Annotated in this window: 9 protein-coding genes; 3 read left to right on the top strand and 6 right to left on the bottom strand. The window is 59.0% G+C overall.

The genetic code is table 11. The annotated features are described in order from the left end of the window. Positions 1 to 321 precede the first annotated feature (321 nt). From IGW04_RS22355 to IGW04_RS22330, 6 genes are read right to left on the bottom strand one after another with little or no spacing between them, the layout of a single operon-like run. Entirely contained in the window at positions 322 to 1,095 is a 774-nt protein-coding gene (locus IGW04_RS22355; RefSeq protein WP_194715313.1) for an HpcH/HpaI aldolase family protein, read from the bottom strand. Continuing rightward, complete coding sequence (locus tag IGW04_RS22350; protein ID WP_228527318.1) at positions 1,079 to 2,293, bottom strand: type III PLP-dependent enzyme; 1,215 nt, start codon at positions 2,291 to 2,293, stop codon at positions 1,079 to 1,081. Before IGW04_RS22350 ends, IGW04_RS22355 begins: the two co-directional genes overlap by 17 nt. Before the next feature lie 2 nt (positions 2,294 to 2,295). Further along, on the bottom strand, positions 2,296 to 4,128 hold the full coding sequence (locus IGW04_RS22345; protein WP_194715311.1) for an IucA/IucC family protein: 1,833 nt from the start codon (positions 4,126 to 4,128) through the stop codon (positions 2,296 to 2,298). Positions 4,129 to 4,152: 24 nt separating this feature from the next. Then, positions 4,153 to 5,316 (bottom strand): MFS transporter, encoded by a 1,164-nt coding sequence (locus IGW04_RS22340; protein WP_323744893.1) that lies wholly within the window; start codon positions 5,314 to 5,316, stop codon positions 4,153 to 4,155. A gap of 11 nt (positions 5,317 to 5,327) precedes the next feature. Further along, positions 5,328 to 7,130 carry an IucA/IucC family protein gene (locus tag IGW04_RS22335; protein ID WP_194715309.1) on the bottom strand — a complete coding sequence of 601 codons (1,803 nt, stop codon included), beginning with the start codon at positions 7,128 to 7,130 and terminating at the stop codon, positions 5,328 to 5,330. Further along, complete coding sequence (locus IGW04_RS22330) at positions 7,127 to 8,332, bottom strand: ATP-grasp domain-containing protein (protein WP_194715308.1); 1,206 nt, start codon at positions 8,330 to 8,332, stop codon at positions 7,127 to 7,129. Before IGW04_RS22330 ends, IGW04_RS22335 begins: the two co-directional genes overlap by 4 nt. A 1,387-nt stretch (positions 8,333 to 9,719) precedes the next feature. Between IGW04_RS22330 and IGW04_RS22325 the strand changes: the two genes are divergently transcribed. The 3 genes from IGW04_RS22325 to IGW04_RS22315 all read left to right on the top strand — a co-directional run bounded on the left by IGW04_RS22325 (position 9,720) and on the right by IGW04_RS22315 (position 12,121). Next, positions 9,720 to 9,884, top strand: a complete 165-nt coding sequence (locus IGW04_RS22325; protein ID WP_194715307.1) for a response regulator — start codon at positions 9,720 to 9,722, stop codon at positions 9,882 to 9,884. A 22-nt stretch (positions 9,885 to 9,906) separates the two neighbouring features. After that, a complete protein-coding gene (locus tag IGW04_RS22320) occupies positions 9,907 to 10,707 on the top strand; it encodes a diguanylate cyclase domain-containing protein (RefSeq protein WP_194715306.1) in 801 nt (266 codons plus the stop codon). A gap of 577 nt (positions 10,708 to 11,284) precedes the next feature. After that, a complete protein-coding gene (locus tag IGW04_RS22315) occupies positions 11,285 to 12,121 on the top strand; it encodes an alpha/beta fold hydrolase (protein ID WP_194715305.1) in 837 nt (278 codons plus the stop codon). Positions 12,122 to 12,135 lie beyond the last annotated feature (14 nt).

The following is a 12,135-nucleotide window of genomic DNA, read 5'->3' as shown; positions in this document are numbered from 1 at the left end:
ATCAAAAACCTATGCCAGATTGAACATACTCATCACCGCTCCTGCGTGAACTTCGTCGTCAATCTTATGGCCGGTGTCGTTGCTTACTGCCTCGCGCCCAACAAGCCACGCTTGCCCGTGACGACCACAGCGCCAATTCTCTGATACCTGCCCTTATCCCGAACTGACGTTAATACACCAATTTGCATTGATGCTGAAGCAATATCGTCCGACGTGGTGCTTATGCGGAAGCGCCTGCACCAACTAATAATGCGCGCGACCAACCGCCATGCAAGCTCCCCCGTTTAGCATCTCGACACCAGCTCCAACAGGGCTATACCGCTAAAATACCGGAGTACGATAATTACCATAATGGGCTTTTAATGCGCGAAAACTGACGCCGCGGTCATCGCCCAGCAAAAAGGCCCTGACATCGGCTCTGCACCAAGCTTCGTGCTGGCCATCGACCCGCGGGATGGCACAGAATGGCACCCCATGCGTAGCGCAGGCCGTGGCTACTCGGCGGACCGCGGCTTGTACATTGGGATCCTGCGCCTGCCCCGGCACCCCAAAGGACTGTGAGAGGTCCATGGCGCCTTCCAGAATCATGTCGATGCCGGGCACCGCTGCGATGGCATCGATGTTCTCTACGCCAGCGCGATCCTCGATCATCGCGACCACCATAATCTCGCGATTGGCTTGCGCCATATATGTTTGCAGGTCAAGGGTTCCGAAGCCGGTAGTGCGGCCACCACTAATGCCGCGTTCACCAAGAGGATGGTAGCGGCTGGCTCGCACAGCCTGCCGGGCTTGCTCGACATCCTGCACGCGCGGCACCACGATACCCATCGCACCAGCGTCGAGGACGCGCAAGATGGTATCTGGCCGGACGCCCGGCACGCGCACCAGCGGCGTAAGCCCGCTGCACTCGGCCGCGCGAATCATATCCTCCAGCGTCTGTGGATTGACGCCCACATGTTCCAGGTCGAGGATCACGAAGTCATAGCCCGCGTAGCCGATCATTTCCACCAGCAGCGGCACCGGTATTGAACTGATGAGCCCGTACACGCGCTGGCCGGCATTGAGCCGAAGCATGAGTTTATTCGTTTGCAGCATTGGCGTGCTCCATTGGTAGGTACCAGTTCTGTGGATGCGGGTGGCGCAGGAAATCGTGATGCGAGATGTGCCAGGCGTAGGCGCCCGCATAGGGGAAGACCAGTAAGTCTCCCGCCCTCACCCGATCGACCCGTGCGTCGAACGCCAGCAAGTCTTTAGGGGTGCATAACTGGCCGACCACGTTGACAACGGCGTCGTGCAGTTCGGGCCGGGGCCAGGGATAGGGCCAGCGCTCGACAGGCAGAATGTGGAACGGGTGGCTGTGGTTCTGCGCATACGGAGTGCGGAAATGATGGGTGCCGCCGCGGGCGACCAAAAAAGCGCCGCCAAACGCATGCTTGATGTCCAGCACCTCCATGGCGTAATAGCCGCAGGCAGCCGTGATGTAACGACCGCATTCGAAGCGCAGGCGCGGCATGTCTGGCTGGCTTTCCCGCAAGCGCCGGAGTCCCTCGCCGAAAGCCACAAGGTCGAACTGCTGCTGCGGCTGCCGGTAGTTCACGCCGATGCCACCGCCCACATTGACATGATCGATGTCGAGACCGTAGGCCTCGCACCAATGCGCGACCTGGTCCAGGCAAGTGGCGATCAGGTCAACGTGGGCGGTGGCATCAAGCTGGTGCGACAGCAGGTGAAAGTGAAAGCCACGCAGACGCAGGTTCGGTGCCGATTGCAGGCTCTCGAAGCAGGCTGGCAACTGGTCAGCGGCGATGCCGAACGGCGTCGGTTTCCCGCCCATCATCAGCGGCGTCACAATCAGTCCTGGCATCGGCAAGTTGACACGTAATAGGATAGGCACACACTTGCCGCTCGCCTTGGCCAGCCACGAAAGCCGCCGCAGTTCATGCAGGCTTTCGACATGGATTGCGTCGATGTCGCTGTCCAGCGCCAGCTGCAGTTCAGTGTCGGTCTTGCCAGGACCGCTAAAGATCAGGGCAGTCGTTGCAAAATGCTCGCGCGCCCAAGCTAGTTCACCGCCCGAAGACACCTCGAAACCGGCCACGCGCGGCGCCAGCGTCTGCAGAATCGGCAGGTCCGAATTAGCCTTGATTGCATAGAACAGCTCGCAACCTTGGGGCAGCGCGGCTACCACGGCCTCGCTATGGCGATGCAGCGCTTCAAGGTCGTACACATAGGCGCACAGCGGCTGTGTGGCATGGGCGGCCGCTGCCCTCAAATGGCGCTCGACCTTATCCAATCTTAGTTCCATAGGGAGACCTCGCCTGCGGCAGCAACCGGGTTACCGACCGGTACATAGGTCGATGCGCGGTCTGCGCGCTGCAAAAAGCGGTTGCTCAAATTCGTCTTGCCGGGGAAAGGCTCGCCGCCCAGTACCGCGTTGATTCGGCGGGCGGAGACCAGGTTGCCCCATCCCGCTTGATAGCGTTGCAGGTGATGCCGGACCAAAGCCCATAGTCTTTGCTGCAATGCCGGCTGCTCGGCGGCGAGCTGACCAATCCCTTCCGCAAAGTTATTAACGAACAGGCAATAAGCGATTCGCTTCCAGCCCTGCTCTTCCTCATACCACAGCGCTTCCCGTGCACACGCGCTGATCTCGGTTAAGGCCTGCGCCGGATAGTATTCAGGCAGTAGCTTCACGCCCTCGAAATCACGCAAAAACAACTGGCATGGCCAGTTATCCTGAAGCCCGATCACGACGTTTTGCAGATGCGGCTCGAACACTAGTCCATGTGCAAAATAGCAGTGCAGCACGGGATACATGAGCTGTTCGATATAGCCGGAAAACCAGCGCTCGGTCACGTTCGCGATTGGACTGCGTTCGCGCATGGCAATATCCCTGAGCAACTGGCGCATGCGCATCTCGCCGTACACGTGGTTGCCAAACAGCGAACCGGCCAGTACCGGTGTTGCGCCAGGACGCAGCAATGTTTCAACGTTACGGCGCAGGATCATGCCGAATCCCTCGACCACCTCGCGGTTGCGCGCCGGATCGTCGTCGCGCAGATCGACGGACAGAAAAGCCGGTTCCTCGAGCACTTCCAGCCCGGCGAATTCACGTTGCAGTCCGGGAAGCAAGCCGCGCATGATGCGGCTAATCTGGGTCGCCCCTTCCAGCTCGTACCAGGCATTCTTACGCACACAGTTGGTCAGCCGGACGTTCAATGAAAATTTGTAAAAATAAGGGTTGCCCGGCTGGTACAGCGTGCGTACCGACGAAGTCGCGAAAAAGGGAGCGCCATGCGCGCCCAGGTAGCGCATGCGCCCCTCCGCCATTACCTTTCTGACCAGCGGATGCGCTAGCAGGTAGGCCGCCTGCCAGGGATGCGCAGGCACCGCCACGAACCCAGGCTCGACGGCCGGTGCGCAGGCCGCGACAACTTCGTCGCAGCGCTTGTCAAGCAGAGACTGCTGCACGACGTCCTCGGCACGCACTGCGAAGTAGTGCAAGGCAAAGCGTGCCCCAAGCTCGGGCGAGTAGCGACTTAGGTCGCCTTCCGCAAAACCTTGGCGGCTTTTCGGCGCAGGGTGAAAAGGATGGCCGAACACCAGCGATTGCTCGGAGTCGATATAGGCTTCGACCGGGTCGGCAGGCAAACGCACTGCGGGCGGGTACGCCAGCGCCAGTGTGGTCATTGCCACGCTGTTGCGCATTTGTTCCATGAGTTCAGTATTGGGCGCCAGCCCGTGCCTGAGCGCCATCTCGCGCAGCAGCAGCGTCGCTTGGGCCTCCCAGTTGAGCAAGGCCCATGGCTTGCCGGGCGCCTTGTGAAAGAACGGTGATCGATAGCGGTAATTGCCGGTAACGGAGGCTTCCGCGACCACCGTCAGCAGGCGCTCGCCGGTATATGGCAAGTGCACGTTCAGCACCTGGCCGCCTTCGCGCTGCACCGCCATCTTGATCGCGGCCGGCCAATCGCTGGGCCAGAAGAGCGGCCCGACGTTCAGTTCGTCAGCAGGCCCGGCCACTTCGCGGCAATAGCAGTTCAGTAGCGTCTCCTGGCTGCGCCGACCGGCTTCATGCGCGGCTAAAGTCGTCGGATCGGCGCACTGGGCATTCAAGGTGTGTTGCATAGTGTTCCCCTTGGTGAAGGATGATTAGATGTCGGCGCGCAGCCGACCGTGCGGAGCCAATACCAGATAAACGAGCGAACAAGCCGCAGGGACTGTGCCGAGAAAGAATGGCGCATTCAAGCCATAAAGCTGGGCGGCAAACCCGGCCGACAGGCCGGCCGCCACGGCGCCCCATTTGGAACTGCTTTCAAACCAGCCGAAGGCACGACCGGCATTGCCGCCATGCACAACACCGGCAATAAGCCCGTGCAGGGCAATGAAGCCGCCCGTCATTGCTACTCCCATCTGCACTCGCCAGGCGATCAGAGCAGCGAGCGAACCTGCCAGGGCTTGGCCGAACAAACTAAGAGCCAGTGCGCCAAATGCCGTAGCCAGAATTGGGGCTCGCCGGCCACGTGCGAGCCAGCGGGTCATCGGTACCGCTGCGAGCAGGTAGACAGCATGCGGCAGACCGAACAGCAAGCCGGCCATGCTAGTGGGCAGACTGGCGAAACGTTGTTGCACATCCGGCGCGAAGTAGGGAAACGTCGCAACGGTAGCGAACACAAAAACAAACTGGAACGCGTAGACTTGCCGTGGCGTGGCCTCGACCACTGTCACAGGCTCGTGCCCGGCGGCCGTCTTCGGCGCTGCAGCGCCCGCAGGCAAGCAGACGGCTAGCCCAGCGGCGGCAAGCGGCAACAGCGCCAGATAGCGGTACATCTCAATCGGCGAGTGGAGGTTTGCTTGCAGCGCCAGTCCCAGGGTCAGCGGTGCGGCCACCAGCGCGGCACGGGCCGACCATTGCATCGCTGTCAGGCTGCGAGCCAGCACCGGACCACTGGCGACGGTCGCCAGATACGCATTAGAAGCCGCAAAGGTGCCGCCCAGGATGCCCTGTAATGCCAACGCTGCGAAGAACACCCAGATGTTCGTTGCAAAGCTGGCCAGAAGAAAGCTTGCGGCCAGCCCGAGTTGTGCGCGAATCAGTAGTTGCTTCTTGCCGTATCGATCTGCCAGCTTGCCCCACCAGGGACTGCTCAGCGCAGCAAACGCGGTGGGCACCACATAGAACCAGCCGGTCAGGTAGTGCGCTTCGTTGTGGAGCGACTGCTCAAGGATTAGCGCAAAAAATGGCGGCATACCGAGCGCGGCAAAAGCGGCCACAAAGTGGCCCGCCATGACTGCCAATACGATGGTGCGCGGCACCCGCACGGGCGTCATGAACTAGCCCTCAAGAAGTTAGGCGCGCTCTTGCCATAAAACTTGTTGACGTCCGTTGCGCCGGTCGTGCCTTTGTCGAGCAGCGTCGCCGCGGTCAATAGGTACTTGATATACAGGTAGTCGTCGTCAAGAAGGACCTGGCGTGCCAGCGCCACGTCCTCGCCCTCAGCTGCCAAGTCGTCGAGGATCGCAGCCGTGCATTCGCGCAAGCAAGCATAGGTTTTTTCGCGGCAAAATTCCGATACGCGCTCGGCCAGCCCCTCGGTCAACACCGCGAGATTTAATTGCAACGTGATCGTGGTAAACATCTGCGCCAGCGGCAGTTCGCTACTCACCACCAAGCGTGCATCTTCTAAAACATCAATGTGCGCTGCCAACGCTGGCGAGACGCTTGTCAACCGTTCCCGGTGCAAGCGTGCCGCATCGTTATCTTTGAGTAATAGCCGTAAGCGCGGTGCTTCATCAGATAACACCAGCACCGAGTTCTGCTGGTTCGATTCCAAAGCGATTCCGTAGCGGACCCATAAGGTGAGGTGGAGCCGTAACGTCAGGTTGAGATAGTCATCGAACAGGGCTGCCGTATCCCCGTTGTAAAAGCGCGCTGCCAACTCTTCTGCAACGCAGCCGCCAGCCGGCGTCGGCGCGAGCAGGCCGGCCACCGGCACTGGCGTCGAGTGCTGTAATGCAGTTTCAGGATAGCGGCGCACGATGTAGCCCAGAAAGGTCTGGCCGTCCACGTGCGCACCGGTATCCTCGACGGTCAGCAGCAATCGACCGCGGAGGGTCGGTTCACGCTCGGCAATTGCCCCCAGCAGGTCTTGCATGCGCTGTCCGTCGCGGATCGTGCTTGGTTTAATGGTGCGAATATTCTTTGCGCCCAGCGTGCGGATGGTCAATGGCAACTTGAGGTGCCAGGCCGGACTGTCCGTCAATACCAGCGAGCGCACTGACAACGTGGGCGTGACTGGCATATGGGTGCGGGGGGCGCGGATCACCTTCTCAGAGAGGCTAGCAGCGATCAGGAAGGCATTCAGCTCGCCATACCAGACAAATGGGTGCACCGGCACCAGCGCGTAATCGGCGGCCAGCGCTTCGGGCAGTCCGACGTCGGCAAAACCGGGCCAGCCGGGTGGCAAGTGGTTTGCGCTCGGGTGGTACAGCGCGCGCGGTACGGCGAGCCAGTGCAGTTCAAAGCGGCAGCCAAATTCCGGCGCGTAGCGGCGCAGGTCGTCGACATCGAAGCCCAGCTTGGCGCGCGCAGTTGGATACAGCGGATGGTCCAGGTAGGACGCCAGCCGGTCATGGCGCAGCATGCGCTCGTGCCAGGAATATGCCTCATTCCAGGGCCCGGCCTTAAACCAATTACTCTGTGCAGCGTCAGCCGCTCGTCGATGTTCGAGCGCAACCGCGCATTCGCGCTCGAAGTCGGCAAACCGTGCACAGGTATCACAGTCCGCTCCGGTACTGAAGCGCGCCAGGATGTCGCCCACCTCGGACAAGGCATGCACTTCGCCGCCCTCCTCGGCTAGCAGCGGCAGCGCGGTCAGACGCCAGCTTTGCATGAAACACCCCGGCGAGACCGGGATCCATATCCGCCCGGTTCCGAAGTGGCTGATTTCTAGCCAGCGCTGCGTCAGTGGAAAGTTTCCGTGCGTTGCCAGGGATTCATCGTTCAATAGGCGCGCTTGCGTGACGCAGCCGCGCACGTCCTCACGCAATAGGGCGTCAACTACGCGGGTGCAGATATAGACCGCATCTGCGTCCGGCTGCAATTGCTTTTCGATGGCGCGCCGGTTCATGCCACGATCTCCCACGACAGGCGCTGCGCGGCACTGTCAATGGCCGAGGCCAGCGTTGTAGCGTCAGTGCCGGCGCCGCGCAGCACACCCAGGTAATCCTTGTTCGAGTGAGTCAGTGCGATCATGTCACCCACTGCACGCAGCGGCTGGTAAGTGATGTGCACTGCATCGCTGCGCTCGGCAAAGGCCGCTGAAGCATGCTTCACGGTGCCCGCCTGGGATGCCACGAAATAGCGGATGTGGGCGGCATGATCGGCCAGCTGCAAGGCAGGAAGGGGTTGTCCCAAATAGAGTCGCAGCACGGTTTTAAAAAGGGGAATTCCCAAGGTTTCCTGCAACAGGAACTCGCGGTAGTCGCCAATATTGCGGTAGTTAATCTCGATCAGACGGGGCCCGTGCGCGCTCATGACGAATTCGGTGTGGCAGGCGCCAAAACCGACGCCGAAGGCGCGCACGATGTCAAGCACTTTGGCAGCCTCGCCTTGCGGCGGTCCGGGTAACCATACAGCCTCGTGCTCGATGAAGTGAGGCGGCGGCGACAAGCGAACCTGAAAGCCGCCCAGCACCGCCATGTCAATGCCGTCCCCCAGAGTTTCCAACGTATACAGCGGCCCGTCGATGTATTCCTCGATCAGCATTGGCCGCCCTGGATGAATGGCCCAAACAGCGTCACATTGCGCTCTTAATTCGGCATGATTGCAGGCCAGGCTGACTTGCAAGCTTGCCACACCCTCGCGCGGCTTGACGACGGCCGGAAACGGCACTTCGGACAATGCTGACAGCATGGCCGGGTCGCAGACGGTCGCATGCCACAGCATGTCGATGCCTAAAGTCTGCAAGCGCACACGCATCTCTGCCTTATTTTTGGCGCGATAGGTAGTGTGCCAGTCCTTGCGCGGGAGTCCGAAATAGTCGGCTGCGATCGAGGTGCTGGTCTGGAGATGGTCACTGTTAGAAAAAATCGCCCCCGGTCGAGCCGTGCGGTGGGCCAGTGCATCAATCACTGCCAGCGGATTGAACACATCGCAGGAAATAATCTCGTCGGGATAGGCTGGCAGTCTATCCTTGGCGAAGTGGGCGCGGTGCGCGTCGGCACAGTCGGTCAGCAGACTCACCGACAGGCCCAGCGCCTTAGCCGCCGGGAGAAAACCCTCATTCACCGAATCGGTCGGCACGTGCGCGAGCACGATCAAATTTTGCATGCGCAATCCTTAATGTATAAGTGTTCACAAATGTTTATCAATTTGTATGCAAATTGAGAGGAAACGTACCGCTGGCCATACCATGCAGCCATGACGGTAGGCCCCTGCTTAATGCTTCCCATGTCCACCACCTTGACTGCGGGGAGTAATCGAGGGAACAAAAAGGCTGCGGTTCGGCGTTTGGCCCGGACGTCACTGGAGTGAGTGACTCGCGAAACGGATGCAGTTCGTGCTTGGCGGCACAACACTGCGCTTGCCGATATTGGCCCACACGCTAATGCGGCTATCGTGTTAAAAGGCACTCCCGACATTTGTCGCAGTGCACGATTCGGAAAGCCTGCGCCAATATCGTCCTGCTACGCTCTGTTATGACGGTGCAGGCCCCAAAGCGCTGTTTTTCCACGCGAGAACTACAAACGTTCAACCAGCGATAGAACAGAAAGCGTTGCCAGAGGTACTGTTGGCAGCACGTCTGATGTCGTTTCAATTGTCTTCATTGCCCTGCCCTTCTTCGCTATGCGAAGAAGGGCAACGTGGAACTGGACGCAGAATGAACCGACGGACAAAACTCTGCATTTTCCTCCTTTGGTGTTCGATAAAGGACGTCTCGCTATTCACTTGACGACCATGTGGCTTCCCAATTTAACGGCTGTTATTGCGAATGATACTGATTCTCATTTGCGTTTACATTAGCACGGCTCTCGTCACGATGCAATATTCACTATAGTGATTTTGTTACTGCCTACCGAAGTGCGCGGCTTTATTTCGGTAGAAATACCAGTTACCAAGTACGCCCGGCATAGATCCGTATATGGATTTAGGCTCTTGCCGTCTTTGATGTGTGCCAGCGCGATATAGCGAAACCGCCGTTGTTTACTGAGAATAACGTCCTCCTCCGACGCTCGGCAATGCTAGCTGTTCTTTACCCTCGAAATCGGTGTGAGGTAACACATGAACGCCGTAAAGCGTGCCCGTTATCCTCGCTTGCTGCTTCACGCACACCCAGCGGTCCGATCGACACCGTTTCCCGGCTTGACGTCTGGCCCGCGGCGGCCTGCCCGAAGTTTCACTTCATCGATGGTCTTCCCCCCGCACCCTTCGCAACGCCGGGCTTGACTCGATGCCAGGTTGGCTGGCTGGTTCTTGTGTGTCTGGCACTTGCATATCCACCTTGGAACTTGATGCCGCTTCAGGAAGAATGCGTCACTTCCCTTAAAGACCTTGAACTTTGTACACGAATGACTCCCTCATTTTTGTGTTGCCTTCTGGACATATAAGCTGGAACTTGTAACAATATGCGACAACGCGATAAATGCATGGAGTGCCAAGGTTTGTCTCTGGCATTCGCCTCACCCGCGCTCCACTTCTCTAGATCGGACTATGCGACATGATCGGTATCGACGCAATTCACCATGGGCATATCCTGATCGTTGACGACCAGACGGCGAATATCAACGCGCTGACTGGACTGCTCGCTGCCAACGGCTACCAGCGCATCTCCGCTACGACGGATGCCCGTGCGGTACCTGGCATGCACAAGGTCCACAGCTAATCTGATCTTGCTGGACATGCACATGCCAGACATTAGCGGCTTGGAAGTGATGGAGGAGTTACGCGCAGCCGACCCGGAACACTATTTGCCAGTCATTGTGGTCACTGGCGACCAATACAGCAGGATAGGAGCGCTTGAGGCTGGCGCAAGGGACTTCATCGTAAAGCCCTATGATTTCGTTGAACTGGACGCGCGGGTACGCAACACAATGGAGGTGCGCCTTCTCTACAAGGCAGTCCATGAGAATCGCTGCCTGATGAAGCAGCAGGCGCAGCATGATGCGTTGACCGGGCTGCCGAACCGGCGCTTGCTGATGGACCGGCTCGAAAACACACTGGAGCAGGCACGTCGCTACCAGCGCCAAGTCGGGCTGCTGTACCTGGACCTGGATGGTTTCAAGGAAGTCAACGACAGGTATGGCCACGCCTGCGGCGACCAGCTCCTGGTACATGGAGCGGAACGCATCCGCGAAACAGTACGCCGCGGGGACACTGTCGCCCGGATTGGCGGGGATGAATTTATCGTGCTGCTGCCCGGGATTGTTGACATCACCGATGCCGAGCGCCCCGCGAAGGAGCTACTACGTATGCTGCAAATGCCATTTGAGATGCCGGAAGGCGTTGCGCAGATCAGCGGCAGTATCGGGATCGCGCTGTTCCCGGAGGATGCCGGCGACGCGGAACGACTAATTGCTTCGGCGGATGAGGCACTATACGCCGCCAAGCGCGCCGGTAAGAGTTGCTATGAATTTGCCAGCATGCACCGGTCACGCTTTGCGGGCCAAGCCTCGCGAGGGCCGATCAGTACCGACGCTCGCCTATGACAACGGATACAGGCCTGGGGATCGGCGGCGAACCGGCACAGGCGACTTAACTCGCCCACCGTGTCGCTGGCGGCGACCTTGAAAAAGGGAGGATAGGCAGCATAGGCAGACCGCGGTCGACTTCCCGCAAGGGGCACCAGTTTCACCGCTGCTGTCAAACGTCTATCTGCATTATGTCGTTCACTTATGGGTGTGGCAATAGCTTCGGCGCCAGGCTCGCGGCGATATGTCCTCCTTCGCTATGGGGATAATACAGTCTTGGGCTTCGAACAGCGCGTCGAAGTGGACCAATCCCTGGACGACCTCAAAGTGCACGTGTCGGGATTCAGGCTTGGTCTACATTTTGAAAAGAAGGGGGTAGAAGTTAACTACGTTCGCAACGTTTAAAGGGGCAGGCTGCACCAATCCTGCTAAACGCCGGCAAGGAGGCGTGCGTTCCATTATCGTTGCCGATTCCTTCTCGCATGACTTCTGAGCTTGTATTTGTCACAAACCTAATAGGGCAAATCTGGCATACTCTGCCCGGACATGATGTCGTCAACCTATTACATAAATACAATATTCAAGTTCAAGATTCATGAAAGAAAATACGGCATCCTTCGTCACCGCGCGAAACAACGTCACGATATTGGGCCAGGGCAGTCAGGTGATGGTATTCGCCCATGGCTTCGGTTGTGATCAGAACATGTGGCGTTATGTCGCTCCAGCGTTCCTGCACGACTATAAAGTTGTGCTGTTCGACCATGTGGGCGCGGGCCATTCGGACCTTTCGCAGTTTGACGCGGTCAAGTACGGCACACTGCACGGCTATGCGAAAGACGTGCTGGAAATTTGCCGGCTGGCGGGCGGGCGCGACATCATCTTCGTCGGCCACTCGGTTAGCGCCTTAATCGGCATCCTGGCCGCCATCAAGGCACCGGAAATGTTCAACAAGTTGATCCTGGTTGGCCCTTCGCCCGGTTACATCAATGACGGTGATTACATAGGGGGATTCGAGCGGTCTAATATCGAAGAATTGCTGGAGTTCATGGACAGCAATTATCTGGGCTGGTCCAGCGCGATGGCACCCGCCATCATGGGCAACCGGGACCGGCCCGGCCTGGCGGTGGAACTGGAAAACAGTTTCTGCCGCACCGACCCAGAGATCGCCAGGCACTTTGCGCGCACGACCTTCCTGTCGGACCATCGCGCCGACCTGGACAAGCTAACCGTGCCGTCGCTCATCCTGCAGTGCTCCGACGATGTGATTGCGCCGCAGGCCGTCGGCGAATATCTGCATCGCCACCTTGCGAACAGCACATTCGTGTTGATGCAGGCGACCGGCCACTGTCCGAACCTGAGCGCGCCTGATGAAACCATCGAGGCGATCGCCCGGTATTTGCCGCGCCCCACCACAGGAAAGGGACATCATTAACAAACTGCCTGACG

The organism is Noviherbaspirillum soli (assembly GCF_015352955.1).
Lineage (GTDB): Bacteria > Pseudomonadota > Gammaproteobacteria > Burkholderiales > Burkholderiaceae_D > Noviherbaspirillum_A > Noviherbaspirillum_A soli.
This window is presented reverse-complemented; position numbering and strand designations above follow the sequence as displayed.